Origin of the sequence: Actinomadura madurae, assembly GCF_900115095.1 — a bacterium.
Classification (GTDB): domain Bacteria; phylum Actinomycetota; class Actinomycetes; order Streptosporangiales; family Streptosporangiaceae; genus Spirillospora; species Spirillospora madurae.
In genome coordinates, this window is record NZ_FOVH01000009.1 from 206,488 (window position 1) to 229,423 (window position 22,936).

Genomic DNA, 22,936 nt, shown 5'->3' on the forward strand with positions numbered 1-22,936 from the left:
CGGTGAACCCCATGGAAACCACGACGGCAGCCGCCGGGCCAGGGGGCGGACCGGGCGGATACGTGCACGGCTACTCGGGGCGGGAGGCGCGGCGGCTCGCCGACCAGGCCGACGCGCTGGCCGCGCTGCTGCACGACGGCACCGCCTACCCGGCCGGGAGCCGGGTGCTGGAGGCGGGCTGCGGCGTCGGCGCGCAGACGGTGCACCTGCTGGGCCGCTCCCCCGGTGCGCGGCTGACCGCGGTGGACGTCTCGGCGGCGTCGCTGGACCAGGCGCGCGCCCGGGTCGCCGCCGCCGGGCTCCCGGCCCCGGGCGGCGGCGGGCTGGTGGAGTGGGTGCGGGCGGACCTGCACGACCTGCCGTTCGCCGACGGGGCGTTCGACCACGCGTTCGTGTGCTTCGTGCTGGAGCATCTGCCCGACCCGGGCGCGGTGCTGGCGGGGCTGCGGCGGGTGCTGCGGCCCGGCGGGACGCTCACCGTCATCGAGGGCGACCACGGATCGGCGTTCTTCCATCCCGACAGCGCCCACGCCCGCGCCGCCGTGTCCCACCTGGTGGCGCTGCAGGCCGCCGCCGGCGGCGACGCGCTCGTCGGGCGGCGGCTGCGGCCGCTGGTGACCGCCGCCGGATACGCGCGGGTCACCGCCGGTCCCCGCACCGTGTACGCCGACGAGGCCCGGCCCGATCTGGCGCGGGCGGTCACCCTGGACACCTTCACCGCGATGGTCGGGGCGGTGCGCGACGACGCGGTCGCCGCGGGGCTCTCCACGGCCGCCGACTTCGACCGCGGCATCGCCGACCTGCGCCGCACCGCCGCCGAGGGCGGGACCTTCCACTACACGTTCTTCAAGGCGACCGCGGTGAACCCGCCGGTCAGTCCTCGGGCAGGAGCGGGCCGAGGGGTCCGAGGTCGAGGTTGAGGTCGTGGTCGTCGAGGCCGAAGTGGTCCTTGAGCCGTCCCATCGCCTCCTCCAGCCGCATCAGCGCCAGGCCGAGCGCCTCGACCTGCTCCTCGGTCAGGTCGCCGCCCTCGGCGCGGCGCAGCGCCTGCCGCTCCATCAGCTGCCGGACCAGCTCGACCAGGGTCAGGACCAGCTTCACCAGGTCCCGCTCGACCGTCTCGGGGTCGGACCGCAGCCGCTGCATCGTCCGCGACGACCGCTCCCGCGGCCCCATCTCCCTGGCGGGCGCCGCCCGCACCGGCACCGCCCCCTCGGAGGGAGGCCAGTCAGTGCCGGTCAAATCAGTGCCGGTCAAGTCCGTGGCAGTGCGGTACGAGGCGGTGCGGCCCGCGAGGATGTCGTCGGTGAACGGGTCCCCCTCGGCGGGGTCGTGCACCGACACCTCTCCCGTCACCGGCTCCCGGCCGGAACCGGAACGCGTCGGTCGGCTCATGAGCGGTCCTCCTCACCGAGCAGTTCGTCGCGGACGGTGGTGATCAGCGCGCGCAGCGACACCTGCACCAGGTCGACGTCGGCGACGGAGATGACCAGGTCCCCGGCGATGACGACGCCGCCCGCCAGGAGGCGGTCCAGCAGGTCCACCAGCGCGATCCGCTCCAGCGGCGCGTCGCCGCCGTGGTCCAGGACGGCCGTCACGCCTCCCCCGCCTCCCGCGCCTTCCGCGGGGGCGTGGCCGCGCCGGGGCCGGAGGTGTCGATGAAGGAGTAGGGCGGCCAGGGCCCGGTCACCTCCACCTCGATGCCCTCCAGGCGTTCGGCCGCGGCGCGCGTCACCGCGAGGAACCCCTCCACCTGCTCGTCGTCCAGCAGGTAGGCGACGTTGAGGATCTGCGTCCCGGGCCGGCCGGACAGGCGGGGGTCCTGCGGCGGGTGGTGCCGCGAGGCGACCGCGTGGTCGGCGAGCTCGGCGTGGACGGCGTCGGCCTGCCCGGCGATCCGGCGTCCCGCCTCGGCGCGGCGGCGCCGTTCCTGCTGCCGGCGCCGCAGGTAGGCGGTCCCGACTCCGCCTGACCCGGTGTCGCCCGGCCCGGTGTCGCCGGTGGTGGGGTGGGGGTGGTGGCCGGTGGGGGGCTCGGCGCTCGGCGCGACCCCCCCACCGGAATCCTGGGCGGGTCCCTCGCCGCGAAGCGACTCGGGGGCGGCGTAGGCCTTCACGCCCCATTCCGAGCGGCCGGAGACCAGGTCGAGGACCTCGGCGAACCGCTCGCCCTGGGCGGCCAGGACCTCGGCGACCCGGGCGTCGTCGCGGTAGATGGTCGCGATCCGCACCGGCGCGGTGGGGGCGGCGTGCGCGGCGCGGTCGACGACGTCGTGGTGGGCGCGGGCGGTGGCCTCCAGCCACGCCAGGTCCTCCAGGTTGGCGCGCAGCGCGGCCTCGCCGTACTCCTCCAGCCGGACGGTGCTGACCAGCGCGGTCAGCCCGGCGGCGCGCACGCCGCGCACGGGCGCGCCCGCGACTCCGGCGGCGTCGCCGAGCGCGGCGGGGTCCAGGCCGCGCGCCACACCGTACAGGTAGACGGCGGTGCCGCCGGCGAGCGGTGCGGCGGTCATGATCGGGTCTCCTTCCCGGTCCCGGCGCCCGGCCGGTCGGCGTGGTCGCCGTCGTCGCCGGTGTCGCCGGTGTCGCCGGCGGCGGCCTCCAGCGCGGCCAGGCGCTCGCGCAGCCGCCGGTTCTCCTCCCGCAGCTCGCGATCCCCGCCCGCGTCGCCGTCGATCTCGTCGCGGCGGGCCTTGGACGACAGGGACGGGTCGTGCTCCCACCAGTCGATGCCCATCTCCCTGGCCCGGTCGACCGAGGCGACCAGCAGCCGCAGCTTGATGGTCAGCAGCTCGATGTCCAGCAGGTTGATCCGGATGTCCCCGACGATCACGATTCCCTTGTCGAGGATGCGTTCCAGCAGGTCGGCCAGGTTGGCCGACTGCCGTTCCCCGGCCATCGAGCGGGCCGGGGAGCGGCCGCCGGTCCAGGAGATCTCACTCAATGCCCCTCAGTCCCTCTCCACTCGTCCGCGGGGATAGCGGCGGGCGCGCCGGTAGGCGACCAGCTCCCCGTCCGCGTCCACCTCGGTGTCGTAGACCGCGAGGATGTCGGCGGAGTCGGGGATGCGGCGGGTCTCCACGACCTCGACCGTGATCCGCCAGCCGTCCTCGCCGGCGCGTTCCACCCCGACCACGCTCTCGGCGCTGCGGCCGGTCATCGCGGTGACGTGCTCGACCGCGCGCTCGGCGGCCTTGGACGCGGACAACATCTTCGGCCTCCTGTCAGCCGCCCGGCTGGTAGCCGCGGGCGCGGCCCTCGTTCAGCCGGCGGATGAGGTCCTCCTCGCGGGCCGCGGCCTCCTCCTCGGTGATCTCGCCCTCGGCGACCTCGTCGGCGATCTGCTGCATCTCCGCGGCGATCCGGCCCGGGTCGTACAGCTGCGCCTCGGCCTGCTCGGTGAGGGTCTCGGCCAGCCACATCACGCCCCGCACGGGCGCGAGCGGCAGCGTGACCAGCCCGGTGAACAGCCCCATCGCCTCACGCCTCCGGGACGAAGTCGTAGGGCGGCAGGGGCCCGATCAGCCGGATCCGGATCCGGTCGCCGTGGGTCTGGCCGAGCTTGTCGACGGCCTCCTCGAACTCGGCGCGGCGGTCGGCGCGGACCAGGAACGAGGCGTCCAGGACGTCCTCCTCGCGGGCCGGGGACTTGCGCACGAACGCCTCGGCGGCGGGCGCGGACCCGTCCAGGAGAACCTGCCCGTCGACCTCGCGGCGCCGGTCCATCGCCTGGGCGATCAGCTCGCCGAGCCGGACCCGGTCGTAGTAGACGGCGTCGGCGGCGTCGGCGGGCACCTCCCGCACCCGCCGCGACAGCTCGGCGATCTCCGGCTCGGCCGTCATGATCTCGCGGAGCACGGCGTCCTGGACGTAGGTGGCCTTGAGGCGCAGCTCGACGCGGCCCTCCAGCTGGTCCAGGACCTGCCCGAGGCGGTCGGAGTTGCCGGCCAGCAGTTCCTTCTCCACGGCGTCGCGGTCCGACAGCGCGGCGCCGAACCGGAACGGCAGCACCACGGTCCCGGCGTCGACGAGCGCGTTCAGCACCCGCTGGTGCGCGACCAGGTCGGCGCGCTCGCCGAGCGCCCTTCCCTGCGGCAGGTCGCTGACGACGGCGGCGCACACGCCGCCGTCCTGGACCAGCGACACCGGCCGGTCGTCCAGGCCGGCGACGTCCTGCGGCAGCGCCGCATCCGAGCGGACCACCCCGTACACGTACTGCGGGACCCGGTCCCCGGAGCCGCCGGGGGTCTGCGGCGTGGTCATTCGTCCTCGTCCTCCTTCTTGCGGGAAGAGCGGCGCCGTGCGGGCTGCTTGTCGTCGTCGGAGTCGTCGTCGGAGCCGCCGAAGGTCTCCTTCAGCCGTTCCTGCGCGCCTTCCAGGGCGCCGCGGGTCTTCTTCTTGGCGCCCGACTCCTGCGCCTCGCCCAGGAACTGCGGCAGGCCCTGGGAGGTGCCGTCGTGGGCGATGTCGAGACGGTTCACGGCCTCGGCGAAGCGCAGGTAGGTGTCGACGCTGGCGACCACGATCCGCACGTCCACCGTGAGGATCTCGATCCCGACCAGCGACACCCGCGCGTACAGGTCGATGACCAGTCCCTTCTCCAGGATCAGGTCGACGACGTCGGCGAGGCTGCTGCCTGAGCCGCCGCGCTGCACGGTGGTGCTGCCCGACGTCTGCTGGGCGATCGGCCCAGTCATGTCATCTCCTCGTCTAGGGGGTCTTGCTTTTGCACGAACCCCGGTGTACCCGTGCTGACCTTCCTAAACGGGCTGCCCGGTTCCGGTCACCCCCGGTTCAAGGCGGCGGGGGGTGGTCCAGGACGCCGCAAACCCCCGGAAAACAGGGCGTTTCCGGGGGTTTGCTCGACGGGTCAGCGTTTGCGGGCGGTGATGCGGCCGACCACGACGCCGGCGGCGGCCGCGCCGACCACCGGGACGGCGCGCAGCAGCCGGCCGAGGGTGAGGAGCTTGGCCAGCCCCGCCACCTTCCCGGGCAGCGCCGTGACCTGGGCGCCGGCCTTGGACGCGCCCCGCGCGGCGGTCGCCGCGGTGTCCTTGGCTCCGGCGCCGGCGTCGCGCGCCGCGCCCTGCGCGCCGCCGGCCGCGCCCTTGGCGGTGCCTCCGGCGGCCTTCTGGGCGGTGCCGGCCGCCCTGCTCGCGTGCTTGCTGACCTTGCCGGACCCGTTGCCCGGCGTCGAGGGGGTGTCCATCGTCGTTTCCTTTCGTCGAGGGGTGTGCGTTGCTTCGGGTGTGCGTTCGGGGGGTGCCGGTGCTCAGCCGCCGCGCAGGAGCGGCAGCACCTCACCGGCGTAGAAGTCGAAGAATCCGTCCTGTTCGGGGCCGATCTGCGTGACGAACACGTCGTCGTAGCCGGCGTCGGCGTAGGCGCGCAGCGCCCGCGCGTGGACCTCGGGGTCGGGGCCGCACGGCACCCGCTCGGCCACCATGTCCTCGGTGACCAGGTCCGACAGCTGCCGGAACTGCCGCGGCAGCGGCAGCAGCTGGTTCGCCTCGCCCGGCAGCAGGTCGCTGGCCCACAGCCGCCGCGCCGTCCGGCGCGCCTCGGCCGGGTCGGGGGCCCAGCACACCTTCAGCCCGCCCTGGACCGGTCTGCCCTCGCCGCCGCCGTGCCGGTACTCGGCCACCAGCGCGGTGTCGGGCATCATGCAGATGAACCCGTCGGCGATCCGGCCGGCCAGCCGCGCCGCCCGGTCCCCGAACCCCGACATGAAGATCGGCGGCGGTTCGTCGGGGCGGGTGTACAGCCGGGCGGTGTCGAGCCGGTAGTGCGCGCCGCGGTGGGTGACCAGCTCGCCGGTGAACAGCCGCCGCATCAGGGCGACGGCCTCCTCCAGCATCTCCATCCGCTCGGCGGCCGGCGGCCACCGCGAGTCCACGATGTGCTCGTTGAGGAACTCGCCGGTCCCGACGCCGAGAGTGAAGCGGCCGCCGGTCAGCACCGCGCACGTCGCCGCGGCCTGCGCGACGACCGCCGGGTGCGTGCGCACCAGCGGGCACGTCACCGCCGTCCCGACCGGCAGCGACGTCGCCTGCGACAGCGCGCCCACCACCGACCACACGAACGAGGACTGCCCCTGCTCGTCCAGCCACGGATGGAAGTGGTCGGAGATCCACAGCGCCTCGAAGCCCGTGCTCTCGGCGAGCCGCGCCTGCCGCAGCAGCTCCCGCGGCTCGTGCTCCTCGGCGGACAGGAAGTACCCGAACCTGGTCATCCGCGTCCGCGCCTCCCTGCTCGTCGGCCGCCACCCGGGGTCCGCGCCGGCCCGTATCGCGGCCTACCCCGCCCGAACGCCGCAAACATGCCGCGGCCAAGGCGGACGCGCACTGGCGGCGGGTGCGGTGGCGGGTGCGGTGGCGGTTGAAACCGTCCGTCCGGGTATTGCGAGGGTCATGCCGGCCCGCGCGTCCGACCCCGCACCCGCCCGCGCCCCCTCCCCCGCCGAGCCGGTGGCCTGGTGGGCGGTGCTGCTGGGGTGCTACCTGGCGCTGGTGCCCGCGGTCTCGGTGACCGAGATCACCGTGGGGGCGGTGGCCGCCGCGGCCGGCGCCGCCGCCGCGGTCGCCGCGCGCCGCGCCCTGCTCGCCACCGGCGCCCCCGAGGGGGACGGCGGTCGCGGTCGGGGCACCGTCCCGCCCGCCCGGCTCATGCGGCCGATGGTGCGGCTGCCCGCCCAGATCGTCGCCGACACCGCCCGCATCGCGGTGCGCGGCGCGTCCGGCGGGCGGTGGGTGACGCTGGCCGCCGCGCCCGGGACCGCCGGCCGCGGTGTCGCGACCCTGCTCTTGTCGGCCTCTCCCGGCGCCTACGTCGGCGGCGTCGACCCGGCGCGCGGGGCCGTGCGCGTGCACCGCCTCGCCGGGGGCCCGTCACCCTTCGAGCGGCGCCTGCGCGACGCCGGGCTGATCGGCGAGCACACCGAGCACACCGAGGAGCGCGGGGACCGTGGGGGCGACGGCGGGGAGCGGTCGTGACGGCCGCCGCGGCCGGTGCCGCCGTCCCGGCGGTGGTCCTCATGGCCGGTGCGCTGCTGCCGGCGCTGGTGGCGACCCTGCGGGGCGGTCCGGCCGGGCGCCTGGCGGGGCTGATCGCCGCGGGGCCGGTGGTGACGCTCGTGCTGGTGCTGCTGGCCGCCGCCTACGGCCGTCCCGCCTACCTCGACGTCGCGCTGGTGATGGCGCTGCTGTCGTTCGCCGGGTCGCTGGTGTTCGCCCGGTTCCTCAGCCGGACCCTGTGAAAGGAGGGACGCCGATGACGCTCGCGCTGCTCGCCGACGTGCTGATGTGGGCCGGTACCGGTGTCGCCGTGGTGGCCGGGCTGCGGCTGCCGCTCACCCGCGGCGCCGCGGCCCGCCTGCACACCGTCGCTCCCCTCACCGTGCTGGCCGCGCCGCTGCTGGTCGCCGGGATGGCGCTGCGGCCCTGGTCGTCGTGGCACGACGTGGCCAAGCTCGCCGTCATCGCGGTGCTGCTGGCCGCGACCGGCCCGGCCACCGTGGTCACCGCGGCGCAGGCCGTCCGGCGCACCGCCGGCGGATCGGAGTGATCCCGCGTGGACGCCCTGGTCCCCGCCGCGCTCGCTCTGGCGGCTTTCATGGCCACCGCCGTGGTCCTCACCCGCGACACCGTCCGGCAGGCGATCGCCCTGTCGGGGTACGGGATGGTGCTGGGCCTGCTGTTCCTGGTCCTGCAGGCACCCGACGTCGCGATGTCCCAGATCGCCGTCGGGACCGTGCTGGTGCCGCTCATCGTCGTCCTAGCCCTGTACGCCACCCGCCGCCACCTCGGCGCCGGCGCCGCGCGCCGCGACGACGGCGCGGGGCCGGGCGGGCGGGAGGTGGACCGGTGAGGCCCCGCACCCGACTGCTGGTGTTCGGTTTCGGCGCGGCCGGCACCGCGGCGCTGTTCACCGCCGGGACGCTCGGGCTCCCCGGGTTCGGCGGCTCCGTGCACCCCTACGCCGACCGGGCCGTCGCGCAGGCGGTGCGGCAGGGCACCCCCAACGCCGTCGCCTCGGTCACCTTCGACCAGCGCGCGTTCGACACCCTCGGGGAGGAGCTGATCCTGCTGGCCGCCGCGGTCGCCGCGGTGGTGCTGCTGCGCGCGGTGCGCCGCGAGGAGGAGGACGAGGGGCCCGCGCCGCGGCGCGGCCCCGCCGAGGTGTCCGACGCGCTGCGCATCGTGGGGTACCTGCTGCTGCCGCTCACCCTGCTCACCGGCGTCTACGTCGTCGCGCACGGGCACCAGTCCCCCGGCGGCGGGTTCCAGGGCGGCGTCGTCCTGGGCACCGCCGTCCACCTGCTGTACCTCGCGGGCGACTATCCGGCGCTGCAGCGGCTGCGGCCGCCGCCGGTGTTCGAGGCCGCCGAGGCCGCGGCCGCCGCGGCGTTCGTGGTGCTGGTCCTGGCCGCCGCCGGGGCCGCGGCGACCGGCCGGGTCCCGGCCCTGAACACCGCCGTGGGCGTCGAGGTGGGGTGCGCGCTGGTGCTGCTGCTCGGCAAGTTCTTCGACCAGGCCCTCCTCGTCCGCGAGCAGCGTCCGCCGGCGTCGAGCCCCGGGGCCGGGGGCGGCGGGGAGGCGCGGTGAGCCTGGTCCCCTACCTGACCGCCGGCTGGATCATGCTCGCCGGCGTCTACGGCATCGTCACCAGCCGCGACCTGATCCACGCGGTGGTGTGCCTGTCGGTCACCCAGTCCGGCACCTACGTGCTGCTGCTGGCCGTCGGGTACCGGTCGGGCGGGACCGCGCCGGTGTTCTCCGACCGGCCGCCGCCCCCGGCGGGCGGGCCCGTCACCGACCCGGTCGTGCAGGCCATGGCCCTCACCGACATCGTCGTCGGCGCCACCGTCACCGCGCTGCTGCTCGCCCTGGCCGTGCAGGTCGCCAAGCGCCGCGGCACCCTGGACCCCGGCGCGCTGCGCTCCCTCGAATCGTGATCCTGCAGGTCACCGTCGCGGTGCCGGTCCTGGCGGCGGCGCTGCTCGCCGCGGCCGGGCGGTGGCTGCCGCGGCCGGCCGTCGACGTCACCGCGGTGGCGGCCACCGCCGCCGTCACGGCGCTGTCCGCGCTCACCCTCGCCCGGTCCGGCCGCGCCCCGCAGGTCACGTGGCTGGGCGGGTGGGGTCCCGGCACCGGCGTCGGGATCCCGCTGGCCGCCGACCCGCTCGCCGCCGGGCTCGCCTGCGTCACCGCCGCGCTGACGCTGGCGGCGCTGGTGTTCTCCTGGCGGTACTTCACCGAGGTCCAGGCGATCTTCCACGTGCTGGTGCTGCTGTTCCTGGCGGCGATGTGCGCGTTCGTGTACACCGGGGACCTGTTCGACGCGTTCGTGTTCTTCGAGCTGATGAGCGTGGTGGCGTTCGCGTTGACCGGCTACCGGTCCGAGGAGCCCTCGACCGTCCACGGCGCCCTGAACTTCGGCATCGTCCAGTCCCTCGGCGCGTACCTGACCCTGGCCGGGATCGCGCTGGTCTACGGCCGGACGGGGCAGCTCGGCTTGGCCGCCGCCGGCCGCGCCCTGGCCGGAACCGGCGGCGACACCGGCACCCGCGCGGGCGCCCTGGTCACCGCGGCGTTCGTGCTGATCTGCACCGGCTACCTGGTTAAGGCGGCGGCGGTGCCGTTCCACTTCTGGCTCGCCGACGCGCACGCGGTGGCGCCCACCCCGGTGTGCGTGCTGTTCTCCGGCGTCATGGTCGAGCTCGGCGTGTACGGGGTCGCGCGGACCTACTGGGCGGTGTTCGACGGGCTGGTCCCGCTGCGGGGCGTCGCGGTGCTCGGTGCCGCCGCGGCGCTGCTCGGCGCCGTCATGTGCCTGCTGCAGCACCACGTCAAGCGGCTGCTGGCCTACTCGACCATCAGTCATGTGGGGCTGCTCCTGGTGGGGGTGTCGGCCGGCACCCATGACGCGCTGTCGGGGACCGCGTACTACCTGGCCGGGCATGCCGGGGTGAAGGGCGCGCTGTTCCTGGGCGCGGGGGCGCTGCTGAACCGGCTCCAGACCGTCGACGACCGCGAGCTCCGCGGACGCGGCCGCGGTATGCCCGTCACGGGCGCGACGTTCCTGGTGGGTGCGCTGTGCCTGGCCGGGCTGCCGCCGTCGGGCCTGTTCGCGGGGCACGCGGTGACCGAGCACGCCGTGCTCGCGCTCGGCTGGTGGTGGTACGCGCCGCTGTCGGTGGCGGTGTCGGCGCTCACCGCCGGCGCGGTGCTGCGGGTCTGGCTGGTGGTGTGGCGGGGCGACCCGCCGCACCCGGACCCGGGCGAGGCGGGCGGCCGTGGGCCTGGTCGGGGGCCTGGTCGTGGCGGCCCGGGCGGCGGGCACGAGGACCCCGAGACCCGCGTGGTCCTCGGGTCGCTTCCCTGGACGATGCTCGCGCCCGGCGTGGTGCTGCTGGCCGGCGGGCTGGCGGCCGGGCTGCTGCCCGGCGGGCCCCTGGCGCGCGCCGCCGAGGTGTTCGCCGGCCGCGACGCCTACGCGGGGCTCGTGCTGGAGGGCCGCCTCACCCAGTCGCACGCGCCGCCGGCCGACCCCTGGACCTGGGCGGGGCTCGCCGGTTCGGCGGTCACGCTGCTGCTCGCGGCGGCCGTCGCCGCCGCCGGCGCCCGCCGTCCCGCCCCGGCGCGGATCCGGGCCCTGGTCCCCTCCGGTGCGGGGGCGTCAGCCTGGCGCGCCGCCGGACGTGGCGCCGGACGTGCCGCCGGTGCGGTGTCGCGCCGCCTGCACGACCTGCATTCGGGCGACATCGGCGACTACGCCGCCTGGCTCACCGCGGGCGTCGCGGTCCTCGCCCTGCTCACCGCCCGTTTCTGAGGTCGGGCCGTCCGGGTCGGCGGCCCGAGCCGAGCCGATCGGGACGGAGTTGATTCGCGAGGGGCGGCGCGCGACCCTGTTCACCCGCCCGCGGCGTGCGCCCGCGGCGTGTGCGCCCGGCGGGGTCGCCGGGGAGGGAGGCATCGTGGTCCGGCGTCTTCCCCGTCCCCGCGCGGTGCTCATCGCCGCGGCGCCGGCGGTGCTGCTCGCGGCGGCCGTCGCGGTGGCGGCCGGCACCTCGCGGACCGCGCCCCCGCCCGCGGGGGCCGCGCCGCCGGCGCGGGTGCTGTCGCGCTACGAGACCGCGGCGCCCGGGAACGCCATCGACCGCGACTGCGGTTTCAGCGCCCCGCTTCCCGGCCGTCCCGGGCGCAGCGTCTGGCTGTTCTGCGACACGGTCTGGACGGGCGCCCGGCGGGGGCTGTGGCTGGGCGCGACCGCCGCGACCGGACCCGCCGTCCCCGGCCGTGTCCCCACCGGCCTGACCGAGCTGCCCACCCCGGCCGGCGCCGGGATCGCGGCGCGGTCCTCGCCGCCCGGTCCCGGGGCGGCGCCGCAGGGGTTCCTCGGCACCCCGCCGGGGCTGGTCCTGCCCGGCGGCGCCCCCTGCCGCGTCCCCGGCAGCGCCTACAGCGCCTCGTGGGTCTCCGGCGCCGCCCGCCCGCCCGGCACCGGCGCGCTGCTGGTCGCCTACACCGACGTGTGCGTCCACGGCACCACCATCAGCACCCAGGGGTTCGGGCTGGTGGAGTACCGGCCCGGCGAGAACGCCCTCACCGGGCGGGCGAGGGTGTTCTCGCTCCCGGCCGGGCTGCCGTTCCAGCAGAACCTCGGGTCGCCGGTCTTCAGCGGCGGGTACCTGTACCTGTTCGCCTCGGTCTGCGACGCCCACGGTCCGGGCGCGTGCCTGGGAGGCCGCGTCACGCTGGCGCGGGTGCGGGCCGATCCGAGCGCGTGGCGCGACCCCGCCGCCTACGAGTACCGGGTGGGCGGCGGCTGGACCCGCGACGCGTTCCAGGCCGGCACCGTCGTCGCCGGCGCCGCCCCCTACGCCGTCCACGTCGCCGACTACACCGCGCTGGGCCGGGGGCTGGTCATGGTCGAGCAGCGCGGCCTGGACGGCCGGTTCCGGCTGTGGCGCGCGCCCGCTCCCGAAGGGCCGTGGCGGGCGGCCGGGGACGGGATCGTGCCGTGCTCGGGCGGGTCGGGGCTGGACCAGTGCCGCGCCCTCATCGGGCATCCCGGGCTCAGCACGCGCGGTGCGCTGCTGCTGTCGTACTACGACCCGGCAGCCGACCACGTCACCGTCCGCGCCGTCCCCTGGTGACCGCCCCGCATCCCCAAAGCCTTTCTGTCCAGGGCCCTGCGCGGGCCCCGGGTCAGATGCTCCAGAGGCGGCGCTTGCGGTAGCGGGGCTCCCACATCACCCGGTTCAGGTTCCGCAGGGAGCGGGGCAGCGCGGTGAGGACGCGGCTGCGCTCCACCGGCGCGATGCCGTCCACCACCCACGGGACGAACAGCGGCGTGCCGGACCCCCAGTCGCGTCCGGTCTCGGCGGCCGCCGCCTTCCACTCCTCCTCGGCCAGCACCGTCTCGGCCAGCGGTAGGGCGTTCATCTCCTCGTGCCGCAGGTGGGCCCCGAGTTCGCGGCGCAGCTCCTCGACCGCGTCCGGCAGGTCACCGGTGCCGGCCATCGCCGCGTCGACCGCGGCGATCAGCGGGCCGAGCCGGGCGTGCTCGGCGCGCATCTCCTCCAGCACCGCCTGCTCGGCGCGGCGCCCCGCCGTCGCGCGCTGCACCCGCGACCACAGCCACCCGTCCTCCAGGCCGTGGTGCAGCCGGATCTGCTCCTTGAGGTTGTCCCAGCCCGCGCGCACGTACGGCGCCCGTCCCTTGCCCGCCGCCGCGGCCGCCGCGAGCCGGTCGAGGTCGCGGCGGAACGCGTCGTGGGCGGCGTACAGCAGGGTGTGGCACGTGGTGTCGCGCGGCTGGACCGCGAAGGTCTCCATATGATTAATGAGGCCGCGGAGGTCCCCCGATGTGACACCTCCGGGCCCGGGAGAGACACACTTCACACCCTCCGGCCACCGCGGGTGCCGCCGCCGGCCGGTGGGCAGGTCGGCGGGCGGGTCAGCGGGGCGCGGCCTTGGCCAGGATCTCCAGGTAGTGCGGGTTGGACATCACGCCGAGGATGTTGCCGAACGGGTCGACCACCGACGCGGTCGTGAACCCGTCGCCCCGCTCGGTGATCCCCTCGTGTTCGCGGGCGCCCAGCGACAGCAGCCGCGCCACCGCCGCCTCCAGGTCGTCCACGTGCCAGTAGATGATCGCGCCGGCAGGCCCGGCGGTGGCGGCGCCGCCGGGCCGGAACCGCGCGTCGACGAGCCCGAGCTCGTGCTCGTAGTCCCCGACGCGGAACTCGTAGTAGGCGGTGCCGCCGTCCGGGCCCGGGGCCGAGAAGTACGGCGGGATGCCGAGGAGCCCGGTGTACCAGTCCTTGGCCGCCTCCAGGTCGTCCGCCCAGTGGCTGATGGTGGCGAATCCTCGCAGCATGGTGGGTCTCCGTTCCTGACCGGGCCGGACGGTTCCGGCCCCGGTCCCACCCACGCTAGGAGGCCGATAGGTCAGTGAACGTCCTAGTGGCGCGGCAGGATGGGAACCATGCGTGATCCGTCCGGGCGGCTGCTGCGGCTGCTGTCCCTGCTGCAGACGCCCCGCGAGTGGCCGGGCGGCGAGCTCGCCGAGCGGCTGGGCGTCACCGCCCGCACCATCCGCCGCGACGTCGAGCGGCTGCGCGACCTCGGCTACCCCGTCCACGCCACGCACGGCAGCACCGGCGGCTACCGCCTCACCGCCGGCACCGCGATGCCGCCGCTGCTGCTGGACGACGAGGAGGCCACCGCCATCGCGATCGGCCTGCGCACCGCCGCCGCGGGCGCGGTCGCCGGCATCGAGGACTCCTCGCTGCGCGCGCTGGCCAAGCTGGAGCAGGTGCTGCCGCACCGGCTGCGGCACCGGGTGGCCGCCCTCACCGAGGCGGCGGTGCCGCTGCCGCCGCAGGACGGCGCGCCGCCCGCGGCCGACCCCGCCGTCCTGGCGCTGCTGGCCGCGGCGTGCGTGACCGGCGAGAAGGTCCGCTTCACCTACACCGACGCGGGCGGCCGCGCGACCCGGCGGCTGGCGCAGCCGCACCGCCTGGTCACCGCCGGCCGCCGCTGGTACCTGGTCGCCCACGACGAGGACCGCGCCGCCTGGCGCACGTTCCGCGCCGACCGGGTCACCGCCCCGCACCGCACGGGCGTGCGGGGGCCGCGGCGGGAGCTGCCCGGCGGCGCGGACGCCGCGTCCTGGGCGATGGACGCCCTGGCCGGGGGGTCCGGGACGATCCGGGCGCGGGTGCTGCTGCACGTCCCCGTCCAGGAGGCCGCCGAGCACGTCACCGCCTGGCAGGGCGTCCTGGAACCGGCCGGCGACCGCACCTGCGTGCTGCACACCCGCTCGGACTCGCTGCGGTTCCTGGCCTACCGCGTCACGCTGCTGCCCGTCGACTACACCCTGCTCGACCCGCCCGAGCTGGCCGGGCACCTGGCCGGGATCGCCCGCCGCGCGAACCGCGCCGTCCGCGCGTTCGGCCCGTCCGATGCGGAGAACTGACGCCGCTGACCACAACCGGTCCTCGACAGCCGCCCATCCGCGCTGCGATAAACGAACCAGACCATCATCGACATGTAACGGTGTAATCGTGAAAACACTGTTCGAGCATGCCGGCGGATACGAGGGCCTGCGCCGGCACATCGAGATCTTCTACAGCAGCGTCCTGGCCGATCCGCTGCTCCAGCCGCTGTTCGGCGACGGCGACCCCGGCCACGTCGGCCACCTGACCGCCTTCACCGCCGAGACCTTCGGCGGCCCCGACACCTTCACCCGCGAGATGGGCGGCTTCGCGCACCTCATCGACGTCCACCGGCACCTGAAGATCACCGAGGAGCAGCGCCTGCGGTTCGTCGAGCTGTACATGGCCGCGGCCGACGCCGCCGGGCTCCCCGCCGACGCCCCCTTCCGGCAGGCGCTGCGCGAGCACGTGGAGTTCGGCACCGAGGTCGCCCGGCAGAACTCCCACGCCGAGACCGACGACGAGCTGCACCCGCTGCGCGAGGTCCCCCGCTGGGACTGGCCCGCCTCCTGACCCCTCCCCCGCCGGTGTCCAGAGGAATGCCGCTCGTCGTGGGTGCCGTGGATCAGGCCGACCGGGGTGGTGAGCACCGCGTGCTCGGCCTCGCGGCTGCGGTGGAGGGCGCCGACTATGTCGATGCCGCGTCCCTGATCACCACGCTGCTGCGCGGGGACGCCGCCGACACCACGGCCAGGAACAACACCATGCCGACCATGCGGCCGAAGGAGTAGCCGGGCGGGCGCCCGGTCACCGTGAGGACGAGGCAGAACACGAACACATAGGCCCGGAAGGCCGCGGAGACGGCCAGGAGGGCCAGGGCACGTCCGCTCCGCGGGGTCATGGCTTCCCGCACGCGCGCCAGTGCGCCGCGACGCCCCGGCCTGGGGAGCGCCGCCCCGCCGACCGTCCGCTTCAGGCCATCAGGAGCCGGGCCGCGCCGGTCCGGGCGCATCGTCCTTCCGCCGTCGAGTTGCCAAATGGGGAACTCCCCGTTTACTGTTTTCAGGCGAAAAGCGGGGAGTTCCCCGTTTTGTTGGGGAAGGGACGGTGGGGCGTGATCAGGTGTGAGGACAGGGCGGCCATCGGGGAGCTGATCGCGCTGCACGGGCATCTGTGCGACGACGGCGAGCTGGACCGGCTGGGCGAGGTGTTCACCGACGACGTCGTCTACGACGTCAGCGACCTGGGGAGTCCGCCGCTGCACGGGGTGGCGGCGTGTGCGCAGGCGGGCCGGGAGCTGGGCGAGCGGAACCCGGTCGGGCATCACGTGACCAACGTCGTGCTGGCGCCGGTGTCGGCCGATGAGGTGCGGGCGCGGTCCAAGGCGATCGGGATAAGCGCCGACGGGACGGCCGCGAGCCTGGTCTACGAGGACACGGTGGTGCGGCTCGCGGAGGGCTGGCGGATCAGCCGCCGCCGGATCCTGGCACGGCGGCGCCCGCTGGGCGGCTGACCGCCGAGGGGGTTCAGGGGGCGGCGGCGCGGGCGGCGCGGGCGGACAGGTCGGCGAGGTGGTCGCGCAGTTCGGGCGGGTGGTGGACGCGCAGGTCGCAGCCGAGCATGAGCAGCCGGGCGGCGAGCCATTCGAGGGTGTCGGCGCGGGTGGTGAGCAGGCAGCGGTCCCGGTCGAGGGGGCGGACGTCGGCGGGGTCGGCGCCCAGGCGGGCGGCGGCCCGGGCGGCGGGCAGGTGGAGGGTGACCTCGGCGCGGTGGGTGGGGGCCAGGGAGTACAGCTTGTCCTGGAGGAACGCGGCGGCGTCGCCTCCGGGGACGTCGCGGGGCGCGGCGCGCTGCCCGGTGGGGCGGGGGGCGGTGACGCGGTCGGCGCGGAACACGCGCCAGTCGTCGCGGTCCAGGTCGTAGGCGATGAGGTACCAGCGGCGCCCGGCGGCGACGATGCGGTGCGGTTCGGCGTGCCTGCGGGTCTCGGCGCCGGCGGCGGGGCGGTAGGTGAAGCGGACGCGTTCGCGGGCGGCGGTGGCCGTGGCGAGGACGGCCAGGCAGGCGGGGTCGACGGCGGTGTCGCCGGGGGGCGTGGTGAGGGGCTGGGTGGCGGCGCCGAGGGAGGCGACGCGGCGGCGCAGCCGGGACGGCAGGACCTGTTCGAGCTTGGCCAGGGCGCGGGCGGAGGCCTCGCCGATGCCGTCGACGGGCTGGGCGGCGGCGGTGCGCAGGCCGACGGCGATGGCGACGGCCTCCTCGTCGTCCAGCAGCAGGGGCGGCATCGCGGTGCCGGCGACGAGGCGGTAGCCGCCGTCGGGGCCGCGGGCGGCCTCGACGGGGTAGCCGAGCTCGCGGAGCCGGTCGATGTCGCGGCGGACGGTGCGGGCGCTGACGTTCAGCCGGTCCGCGAGTTCGGCGCCGGGCCATTCGCGGGGCGTCTGCAGCAGGGACAGCAGGTTCAGCAACCGGGTCGCGGGATCGGCCATGCCGCCCAGCATGCCGGAGGTTCACGACGGGATCCGGCCTGACCGTCTGCGCTGCCCGGACGCCGACCGGAACGGTCTTGGTGGGTGGGGCGTTCACCGGGGACGCGGCGAAGGAAGGATGTGCGATGGGTGTGCCGGGTGTGCGGCTGGTGCGGGACGTGGGGCTGACCGGCGCCGTCGGGTACGCCTACGCGGCGGTCGCCGACACGCCGCTGCGGGCGGTGTGGGTGGCGGGGGCGTGCCCGCTGGACGAGGCGGGCGCGACGGTCGCGCCCGGCGACTACGCCGGGCAGGCGCGGCAGGTGATGGCGAACCTGGAGGCGGCGCTGCGGGGCGCGGGCGCGTCGCCGGCGGACGTGGTGAAGACCACGGTGTACGTGGCGTCGTCGCGGCGGGAGGATCTGGGGGCGGTGTGGGAGGTCTACCGCGACCGCATGGGCGCCCACGACGTGCCGAGCACGCTGCTGGGGGTGGCGGTGCTGGGGTATGACGACCAGCTGGTGGAGGTCGAGGCGACGGCCGTCATACCCCGCTGACACCGCCCCGGGCGGCACCGGGTCGGTCGGGGCGGCACCGGTCGGGGCGGGTCGGTCAGGCGGGCGGGAAGTCGCGGCGCTTGAGCTTGGCCATCCGCCCGTCGGGGGCGTGCCACACGATGCCCTCGTAGGGGTGGGCGCGCAGCCACGCGGCCAGGCCGTCGTAGTCCAGGGGGACCTCGCCGAGGTCGTCGGCGCCGTGCGGGACGAGGGCGTGCTCGTCGCGTCCCTCGGGGTTGCCGTTGACGCGCGGGCCGATCAGCTCGTAGGTGCCGGGCGCCCAGGCGGTGTCGCCGATGGCGGCGCGCAGGTGCTTCCAGAACGCGGACCGCTCGGCGGGCTCCCACCCCATCGTCTTGCCGGTGGCGGCGTCGGTGGACAGGGCGATGAACCCGGGCGGCGCGGCACGGCCGGCCTTGACCTCGCGGCGGGCGAGCCACCGGCCGCCGTCGAAGCGGACGCAGGTGCCGTCGTACTTGCGGGTGGCGCGGCCCTCTCCGGCGAACACCCACGCGCAGGCGGGGTCTGGCTCGCGGGTGACGTGGCGGGGGTCGCCGTCCCAGTCGCGGACGAACACGGTGGGGATCTTGCGCATGGCGGCTCCTGGTGCGGGGGGCCCGGACGTCTCCCCGGCAGGGATCGAACCTGCGGCTCCCGGCTTCGGAGGCCGGCGCTCTGTCCGCTGAGCTACGGGGAGGGGCCGTCCCGTCCCCAGGGTGACTGCGGGGACGGGACGGGAGACGCCGGTGGGAGTCGAACCCACCTGAGACGGTTTTGCAAACCGCCGCCTGTACCGCTCGGCCACGGCGTCACGGGCCCGCGGGTGCGGGCCGTGCGACCCCGATGGGATTCGAACCCACGGCGTCCGGCGTGACGGGCCGGTGCTCTGACCGCTGAGCTACGAGGTCGTGAAGAGAAAGAGGGCGACACTACTGGGCGACGCTGCCGGGCGGGGCCGCAGGGGGCGGCGCGCGGATCAGCGTGCCGCGCGCCGGGTGGCGCGGGTCCGGGTCCGGGGGCGATCGCCGCGGTGACAGCTCAGACAGCTCATCTGCGTCCCCTCCCTCGTGTCCGGCCTTCGCGTCGCGCCCGGCCGTCCGGGCGCCCGCGTGATCAGAGTGCCCCGCCGCGGCCGCCGCCCGCAACGGGTTTTCCCCCGTCGCCGGATGTTTCCGCTGAGCGGAATGATGATGTTCCTTGACGGACCCGCCATGGTGAGGGTGGTGTCGGGGACGTGCGCCCCCGTGCGCGGTCCCCCGTCGCGCGGACCCATCCGAGGAGGAACGATGACGTTGCTCGACCCCGGCATCTGGACCGGGAAGATCTTCGACGGCGGCTGGACGGCCGGGGACGGCGGCGTCTACGACGTCACCGAGCCCGCGACCGGCGGGACGCTCGGCACGCTCGGCGAGGCGTCCGCCGCCGACGTGGCGCGGGCCGCGCGGTCCGCGGCGGCGGCGCAGCGGGACTGGGCCGCCCGCACCTACGAGGAGCGCGCCGCGGTGCTGCGGGAGGCGGGGCGGCTGTTCGCCGAGCACGCCGCCGAGATCGGCGGCTGGATCGTGCGGGAGACCGGGGCGATTCCCCCGAAGGGGGACCTGGAGACCCACTTCGCGGAGAGCCTGTGCTACGAGGCGGCGGCGCTGGCGTCGCACCCGCAGGGGCTGGTGCTGCCGTCGGCGCAGCCGCGGTGGAGCCTGGCGCGGCGCCGTCCCGCCGGGGTCGTCACCGTGATCGCGCCGTTCAACTTCCCGCTGATCCTGTCGATGCGGTCGGTGGCGCCGGCGCTGGCGCTCGGCAACGCGGTGCTGCTGAAGCCGGACCCCCGCACGGCGGTGTCCGGCGGGGTGGCGCTCGCGCGGATCTTCCAGGAGGCGGGACTGCCCGAGGGGCTGCTGCACCTGCTGCCCGGCGGGCGGGAGACCGGTGAGGCCGTGGTCGCGGCGCCGGAGGTGCGGGTGGTGTCGTTCACCGGCTCCACCGCCGCCGGACGCAAGATCGGCGAGGTGTGCGGGCGGCTCCTCAAACGCGCCCACCTGGAGCTCGGCGGCAACAACGCGCTGATCGTGCTGCCGGGCGCGCGGGTCGCCGACGCGGTGTCGGCGGGCGCGTGGGGCGCGTTCCTGCACCAGGGGCAGATCTGCATGACGGCGGGGCGGCACCTGGTGCACGAGAGCCTGCACGAGGAGTACGTGGCGGCGCTGGCCGACAAGGCCGACAAGCTCCCGGTCGGCGACCCCTCGACCGGGCAGGTCGCGCTCGGCCCCATCATCGACGCCGGGCAGCTCGCCCATGTCGACACGCTGGTGAAGGACACGGTCGCGGCGGGCGCCCGGCTCGCGGCGGGCGGCACCCACGAGGGCCTGTTCTACCGGCCGACCGTCCTGGACGAGGTCACCCCCGACATGCCCGCCTACGCGCAGGAGGTGTTCGGGCCGGTCGCGCCGGTGGTGCCGTTCTCCACGCCGGAGGAGGCGGTGGAGCTGGCGTCGGCGACCGAGTACGGCCTGTCGCTGGGGATCCTCGGGGACGTCGGGCAGGCGATGAGGATCGCCGACGCGGTCCCGACGGGCCTGGTCCACATCAACGACCAGACCGTCAACGACGAGCCGGTCGTCCCGTTCGGTGGGGTCGCGGCGTCGGGGAACGGGTCGCGGTTCGGCGGCCCGGACGCCAACATCGAGGCGTTCACCGAGACGCAGTGGGTCACGGTCCGCGACGAGATCGCCACCTACCCCTTCTGACCCCCTTCTGACCCCCGTCTGCCCCCGTCTGCCCTGGGTGCTCTGGCGTCCGACCGGCCACTGGGTGGCCGGCCGGACGCCGACCGGGTCACCAGGGGTGCAGGACACGGGCGAGGGCGATCCACTGGTCGGGGTGGACGTGGCCGACGATCGTGCCGCGGGGCAGGTCCGCCGCCCGCAGCGCCGCGTCGACCCGGTGGCGGGGGTGGGCGGTGCGCAGGGAGGCGTGCAGGGTTCCGCCCCTGCCGGTGAAGCCCACCTCGACGCAGTGCAGGTAGCCCGGCATCGCCTCGGGCGGCACCAGCGGCCGGTCGCGGCGGTCCAGGTGCAGGACGGCGGCGTCCACGCGCGGGACCGGGCGGAACCGGTCGCGGGGGACGCGGGCGCCGAGCCGCCAGGAGAACCGCGGCCAGGTCCGCACGGTCAGCAGGCTCCACCGGCCGTAGTCGCCGGTGCGTTTGCGGGCGTACTCGCGCTGCGTGATCAGCGTCGCCGACTCCATCGACGGCGCCCCCAGCGCCCAGCCGACGATCCGGGACGTGGCCGCGAACGGGATGTTCCCGGCCAGATGGAACGCGGCGTCCGGGGGCCGGGCGGCCAGAAGGTCGCCGGTCACGCACGTCACGTGCGGCAGGGCGTGGCAGCGGCGCCGCAGCCGCGCGGCCGGCGCCGGGTCGATCTCGTAGGCGATCACCCGGGCGGCGTGCGCGGCGAGCGCGGCGGTGATGCGGCCGTCGCCGGCGCCGGCCTCCACGACCAGGCCGCCGGGGACGGCGGCGGTCCGGGCGTAGCGGGCGATGACTCCGGCGTCGGCCAGGAGGTTCTGGGACAGTTCGCGGCAGGCACGGCCGCGGGGCATGGTGCGGATTCGGTGGTTCACGGTCGCCGTCCTGGGCTTCCGGCCGCGCGGGGCCGGCGGGACGGGCCACAGGAGAATCCGCGGGAACGCGCGGCGGGGCCCGTCCACGATGGTCAGGGACATCGGATGAAGCCCAGGACGGTCACCGGCTCACGGCGCGAAGGGAACCGCGCGGTCACAAAGACGCGGCGCCGGGGATGCGGCCCGTGACGGGGCCGCGTAACGACACCCGCGCGGCGCGCGGGGACCGGTCGCCTGCGGAAGGTCAGGCGGCGGCGCGCACCCGGTGGTCCAGGGCGGGGCGACGCTCGCGCGGCCGCGCGTTCGCGGCGGCGGAGACGGTCACCCGCGCCGCGCTCTTGGTCATGGCGCACATGCGCGCGATCCTAGGACCCGCGCACGGCCGCACCCAACAGGTTTTCCGCCGGCCCGCCTCGTAGGCTCGGCGGTGGGGGGTGCCGATGGGCCGCGATCCGCAGTACCTGGCGTTCATGCGCGACCGCCTCGCCGGTCCCGCCGACAGCACGGCAGGCGGCGGGACCGGCGGCGCGGTCGAGGACGCGCGCCGCGCCCATGCCGCCGACCTGGCCCGCTCCCCGCGCCCGCCCGCCGGCACCGTCCAGGACCTGGTCGTGGACGGCGCGGCGGGCCCGCTGCCCGCGCGGCTCTACCGGCCCGCGTGGGACGGCCCGGCGCCCGTCCTGGTGTACTTCCACGGCGGCGGCTGGATCCTCGGCGACGTCGACTCCTACGACCCGGTCGTGCGGGCCCTGGCCGCCGCCAGCGGTGTCGCGTGGGTGTCGGTCGGGTACCGGCGCCCGCCCGAGGACCCGTTCCCCGCCGCGGTGGACGACGCGGCCGCCGCCGCCCGCTGGGTCGTGGCGAACGCGGCGGGCCTCGGCGTGGACGCCGGGCGGGTCGGCGTCGCCGGCGACAGCGCGGGCGGGCAGATCGCCGCCGCGGCCGCGGGACGGCTGCGGCACGCGGGCCCCGCCCGCCCCGTCCTGCAGGTCCTGCTGTACCCGGCCGTGGACCTGCGCGAGGCCCCGCCGCCGCTGCCCGACCCCGACGGGCTTGACTTCGGGCCCTCCCGCATCGACCGGGCCCTGCGCGCCTACCTGCGCGACACCGACCGCACCCTGCCGGAGGTGTCGCCCCTGCTGGACCCCGACCCGGCGACGCTGCCCCCGGCGGTCATCGCGACCGCCGAGTACGACCGGCTGCGCCCCCAGGCCGAAACGCACGCGGCGCGGCTGCGCGCCGCCGGCGTGCCCGTCACCCTCGTCCCCGGCACCGGGCTGGACCACGGCTTCCTCGGCTGGGGCTCGTTCGCGCGCCGCCCCGCCGCCGCGATCGCCGGGATCGGCGCCGCCGTCCACCGCGCCCTCACCGCCACCGGGGTTCCGGCCCGTCCGCAACCACCGCGGCCCCGACCTTAAAGCCGCTTGCCCATGCCGTTTAACCGGCTTGACGTCGGCAATCACTATTGCGCGAACCGATTAACCGCCGACGGTCGAGGAGGCACCGTCTTGTATCGGACGCACGAAATGAGGAAGGTCCGGACACAGGAGTCAGGGCTGGAAGAGTGGGCGTGCCCCACCTGCGGGCGCCGCATGCTGCTGCGGTGGCCGCCCGACTACCAGAAGCGCGTCATCGAGCCCGGCGACGAGGAGGCCTGCCACGTCGGCAGCACCCCCCAGGACACCGGCGCCCCCGACGAGCTCCCCGCCGCCGGCCAGGCCGACGTCATGCAGATGCGCAACACCCGCCGCTGGCTCCGCGAGACCGGCGTCGACGCCAGGGAACGCCTGGGCCACCTCCCGGTCCCGCCCGAACCCGTCTGACCCGCACCCCGCCGACCGCGCC

Annotated in this window: 32 protein-coding genes and 3 tRNA genes; 17 read left to right on the forward strand and 18 right to left on the reverse strand. The window is 76.1% G+C overall.

The window, feature by feature from the left end:
- Nucleotides 1–11 precede the first annotated feature (11 nt).
- Complete coding sequence (locus tag BM339_RS24995) at nt 12–920, forward strand: methyltransferase domain-containing protein (protein WP_075022396.1); 909 nt, start codon at nt 12–14, stop codon at nt 918–920.
- On the opposite strand, the gene BM339_RS51685 is transcribed toward BM339_RS24995, so the two are convergent.
- The 10 genes from BM339_RS51685 to BM339_RS25045 all read right to left on the reverse strand — a co-directional run bounded on the left by BM339_RS51685 (nt 874) and on the right by BM339_RS25045 (nt 6,231).
- On the reverse strand, nt 874–1,395 hold the full coding sequence (locus tag BM339_RS51685) for a gas vesicle protein K (RefSeq protein WP_021599784.1): 522 nt from the start codon (nt 1,393–1,395) through the stop codon (nt 874–876). The two genes, BM339_RS24995 and BM339_RS51685, sit on opposite strands and share 47 nt — an antisense overlap.
- Nucleotides 1,392–1,598 (reverse strand): gas vesicle protein, encoded by a 207-nt coding sequence (locus BM339_RS25005; RefSeq protein WP_075022397.1) that lies wholly within the window; start codon nt 1,596–1,598, stop codon nt 1,392–1,394. The genes BM339_RS51685 and BM339_RS25005 overlap by 4 nt, the downstream gene beginning before the upstream one ends.
- Nucleotides 1,595–2,512 carry a GvpL/GvpF family gas vesicle protein gene (locus BM339_RS25010; protein WP_075022398.1) on the reverse strand — a complete coding sequence of 306 codons (918 nt, stop codon included), beginning with the start codon at nt 2,510–2,512 and terminating at the stop codon, nt 1,595–1,597. Before BM339_RS25010 ends, BM339_RS25005 begins: the two co-directional genes overlap by 4 nt.
- Entirely contained in the window at nt 2,509–2,943 is a 435-nt protein-coding gene (locus BM339_RS25015) for a gas vesicle protein (RefSeq protein WP_021599780.1), read from the reverse strand. The genes BM339_RS25010 and BM339_RS25015 overlap by 4 nt, the downstream gene beginning before the upstream one ends.
- A 6-nt stretch (nt 2,944–2,949) precedes the next feature.
- Nucleotides 2,950–3,210 carry a gas vesicle protein GvpO gene (gvpO, locus tag BM339_RS25020; protein WP_075022399.1) on the reverse strand — a complete coding sequence of 87 codons (261 nt, stop codon included), beginning with the start codon at nt 3,208–3,210 and terminating at the stop codon, nt 2,950–2,952.
- Between the two features lie 13 nt (nt 3,211–3,223).
- On the reverse strand, nt 3,224–3,475 hold the full coding sequence (locus BM339_RS25025; RefSeq protein ID WP_021599778.1) for a gas vesicle protein GvpG: 252 nt from the start codon (nt 3,473–3,475) through the stop codon (nt 3,224–3,226).
- Between the two features lie 4 nt (nt 3,476–3,479).
- Nucleotides 3,480–4,262 (reverse strand): GvpL/GvpF family gas vesicle protein, encoded by a 783-nt coding sequence (locus tag BM339_RS25030; protein WP_075022400.1) that lies wholly within the window; start codon nt 4,260–4,262, stop codon nt 3,480–3,482.
- The gene (gene gvpJ, locus BM339_RS25035; protein WP_075022401.1) at nt 4,259–4,696 is read right to left on the reverse strand and encodes a gas vesicle protein GvpJ; all 438 of its coding nucleotides are present in this window, start codon (nt 4,694–4,696) and stop codon (nt 4,259–4,261) included. The genes BM339_RS25030 and gvpJ overlap by 4 nt, the downstream gene beginning before the upstream one ends.
- A gap of 173 nt (nt 4,697–4,869) precedes the next feature.
- Nucleotides 4,870–5,208 carry a hypothetical protein gene (locus BM339_RS25040; RefSeq protein WP_024936764.1) on the reverse strand — a complete coding sequence of 113 codons (339 nt, stop codon included), beginning with the start codon at nt 5,206–5,208 and terminating at the stop codon, nt 4,870–4,872.
- A gap of 63 nt (nt 5,209–5,271) precedes the next feature.
- Entirely contained in the window at nt 5,272–6,231 is a 960-nt protein-coding gene (locus tag BM339_RS25045) for a TIGR03557 family F420-dependent LLM class oxidoreductase (protein ID WP_075022402.1), read from the reverse strand.
- A 178-nt stretch (nt 6,232–6,409) separates the two neighbouring features.
- Here BM339_RS25045 and BM339_RS25050 point away from each other — a divergent pair, with 178 nt between their 5' ends.
- From BM339_RS25050 to BM339_RS25085, 8 genes are all read left to right on the forward strand, one after another.
- On the forward strand, nt 6,410–6,991 hold the full coding sequence (locus BM339_RS25050; RefSeq protein ID WP_075022403.1) for a hypothetical protein: 582 nt from the start codon (nt 6,410–6,412) through the stop codon (nt 6,989–6,991).
- Nucleotides 6,988–7,254, forward strand: coding sequence for a monovalent cation/H+ antiporter complex subunit F (locus tag BM339_RS25055; protein WP_021600507.1), 267 nt, complete (start codon nt 6,988–6,990; stop codon nt 7,252–7,254). Before BM339_RS25050 ends, BM339_RS25055 begins: the two co-directional genes overlap by 4 nt.
- Nucleotides 7,255–7,268: 14 nt before the next feature.
- On the forward strand, nt 7,269–7,562 hold the full coding sequence (locus BM339_RS25060) for a monovalent cation/H(+) antiporter subunit G (protein ID WP_075022404.1): 294 nt from the start codon (nt 7,269–7,271) through the stop codon (nt 7,560–7,562).
- A gap of 6 nt (nt 7,563–7,568) precedes the next feature.
- Nucleotides 7,569–7,865, forward strand: coding sequence for a Na(+)/H(+) antiporter subunit B (locus tag BM339_RS25065; protein WP_021600509.1), 297 nt, complete (start codon nt 7,569–7,571; stop codon nt 7,863–7,865).
- Nucleotides 7,862–8,602, forward strand: a complete 741-nt coding sequence (locus tag BM339_RS25070; protein WP_024936762.1) for an MnhB domain-containing protein — start codon at nt 7,862–7,864, stop codon at nt 8,600–8,602. The genes BM339_RS25065 and BM339_RS25070 overlap by 4 nt, the downstream gene beginning before the upstream one ends.
- A complete protein-coding gene (locus tag BM339_RS25075; RefSeq protein ID WP_024936761.1) occupies nt 8,599–8,952 on the forward strand; it encodes a sodium:proton antiporter in 354 nt (117 codons plus the stop codon). The genes BM339_RS25070 and BM339_RS25075 overlap by 4 nt, the downstream gene beginning before the upstream one ends.
- Nucleotides 8,949–10,829, forward strand: coding sequence for a complex I subunit 5 family protein (locus BM339_RS25080; protein ID WP_218163750.1), 1,881 nt, complete (start codon nt 8,949–8,951; stop codon nt 10,827–10,829). The genes BM339_RS25075 and BM339_RS25080 overlap by 4 nt, the downstream gene beginning before the upstream one ends.
- A 145-nt stretch (nt 10,830–10,974) precedes the next feature.
- Complete coding sequence (locus BM339_RS25085) at nt 10,975–12,156, forward strand: hypothetical protein (protein ID WP_075022405.1); 1,182 nt, start codon at nt 10,975–10,977, stop codon at nt 12,154–12,156.
- A 52-nt stretch (nt 12,157–12,208) separates the two neighbouring features.
- Here the strand turns inward: BM339_RS25085 and BM339_RS25090 are convergent, their stop codons facing one another.
- The gene (locus BM339_RS25090; RefSeq protein WP_021600337.1) at nt 12,209–12,838 is read right to left on the reverse strand and encodes a hemerythrin domain-containing protein; all 630 of its coding nucleotides are present in this window, start codon (nt 12,836–12,838) and stop codon (nt 12,209–12,211) included.
- A 121-nt stretch (nt 12,839–12,959) separates the two neighbouring features.
- The gene (locus tag BM339_RS25095; protein WP_075022406.1) at nt 12,960–13,382 is read right to left on the reverse strand and encodes a VOC family protein; all 423 of its coding nucleotides are present in this window, start codon (nt 13,380–13,382) and stop codon (nt 12,960–12,962) included.
- A 108-nt stretch (nt 13,383–13,490) separates the two neighbouring features.
- Between BM339_RS25095 and BM339_RS25100 the strand changes: the two genes are divergently transcribed.
- The 4 genes from BM339_RS25100 to BM339_RS25115 all read left to right on the forward strand — a co-directional run bounded on the left by BM339_RS25100 (nt 13,491) and on the right by BM339_RS25115 (nt 15,955).
- Nucleotides 13,491–14,483 carry a helix-turn-helix transcriptional regulator gene (locus BM339_RS25100; protein WP_075022407.1) on the forward strand — a complete coding sequence of 331 codons (993 nt, stop codon included), beginning with the start codon at nt 13,491–13,493 and terminating at the stop codon, nt 14,481–14,483.
- Nucleotides 14,484–14,571: 88 nt separating this feature from the next.
- A complete protein-coding gene (locus tag BM339_RS25105; protein WP_021599758.1) occupies nt 14,572–15,015 on the forward strand; it encodes a group II truncated hemoglobin in 444 nt (147 codons plus the stop codon).
- Nucleotides 15,016–15,053: 38 nt separating this feature from the next.
- The gene (locus BM339_RS25110) at nt 15,054–15,233 is read left to right on the forward strand and encodes a hypothetical protein (protein WP_143118585.1); all 180 of its coding nucleotides are present in this window, start codon (nt 15,054–15,056) and stop codon (nt 15,231–15,233) included.
- Between the two features lie 323 nt (nt 15,234–15,556).
- On the forward strand, nt 15,557–15,955 hold the full coding sequence (locus BM339_RS25115) for a nuclear transport factor 2 family protein (protein ID WP_075022409.1): 399 nt from the start codon (nt 15,557–15,559) through the stop codon (nt 15,953–15,955).
- Nucleotides 15,956–15,968: 13 nt separating this feature from the next.
- On the opposite strand, the gene BM339_RS25120 is transcribed toward BM339_RS25115, so the two are convergent.
- Nucleotides 15,969–16,931 (reverse strand): helix-turn-helix transcriptional regulator, encoded by a 963-nt coding sequence (locus BM339_RS25120; protein ID WP_075022495.1) that lies wholly within the window; start codon nt 16,929–16,931, stop codon nt 15,969–15,971.
- A gap of 125 nt (nt 16,932–17,056) precedes the next feature.
- On the opposite strand from BM339_RS25120, the gene BM339_RS25125 reads away from it, so the two are divergent.
- Nucleotides 17,057–17,467, forward strand: coding sequence for a RidA family protein (locus BM339_RS25125; protein WP_075022410.1), 411 nt, complete (start codon nt 17,057–17,059; stop codon nt 17,465–17,467).
- A gap of 55 nt (nt 17,468–17,522) precedes the next feature.
- Here the strand turns inward: BM339_RS25125 and BM339_RS25130 are convergent, their stop codons facing one another.
- The 4 genes from BM339_RS25130 to BM339_RS25145 all read right to left on the reverse strand — a co-directional run bounded on the left by BM339_RS25130 (nt 17,523) and on the right by BM339_RS25145 (nt 18,375).
- Nucleotides 17,523–18,062 carry an RNA ligase 1 family protein gene (locus tag BM339_RS25130; protein ID WP_075022411.1) on the reverse strand — a complete coding sequence of 180 codons (540 nt, stop codon included), beginning with the start codon at nt 18,060–18,062 and terminating at the stop codon, nt 17,523–17,525.
- A 29-nt stretch (nt 18,063–18,091) separates the two neighbouring features.
- Nucleotides 18,092–18,164 (reverse strand) — tRNA-Arg (locus tag BM339_RS25135).
- Between the two features lie 41 nt (nt 18,165–18,205).
- Nucleotides 18,206–18,278: transfer RNA gene (locus tag BM339_RS25140), tRNA-Cys, on the reverse strand.
- A gap of 24 nt (nt 18,279–18,302) precedes the next feature.
- Nucleotides 18,303–18,375, reverse strand: a tRNA-Asp gene (locus BM339_RS25145).
- A gap of 378 nt (nt 18,376–18,753) precedes the next feature.
- Between BM339_RS25145 and BM339_RS25150 the strand changes: the two genes are divergently transcribed.
- A complete protein-coding gene (locus BM339_RS25150; RefSeq protein ID WP_075022412.1) occupies nt 18,754–20,211 on the forward strand; it encodes a benzaldehyde dehydrogenase in 1,458 nt (485 codons plus the stop codon).
- Nucleotides 20,212–20,299: 88 nt separating this feature from the next.
- Here BM339_RS25150 and erm read toward each other — a convergent pair whose 3' ends face one another.
- Complete coding sequence (erm, locus tag BM339_RS25155; protein WP_075022496.1) at nt 20,300–21,070, reverse strand: ErmE/ErmH/ErmO/ErmR family 23S rRNA (adenine(2058)-N(6))-methyltransferase; 771 nt, start codon at nt 21,068–21,070, stop codon at nt 20,300–20,302.
- 461 nt (nt 21,071–21,531) lie between these two features.
- Between erm and BM339_RS25160 the strand changes: the two genes are divergently transcribed.
- Nucleotides 21,532–22,509 (forward strand): alpha/beta hydrolase, encoded by a 978-nt coding sequence (locus BM339_RS25160; RefSeq protein ID WP_256255447.1) that lies wholly within the window; start codon nt 21,532–21,534, stop codon nt 22,507–22,509.
- A gap of 108 nt (nt 22,510–22,617) precedes the next feature.
- On the forward strand, nt 22,618–22,914 hold the full coding sequence (locus BM339_RS25165) for a hypothetical protein (RefSeq protein WP_143118586.1): 297 nt from the start codon (nt 22,618–22,620) through the stop codon (nt 22,912–22,914).
- Nucleotides 22,915–22,936 lie beyond the last annotated feature (22 nt).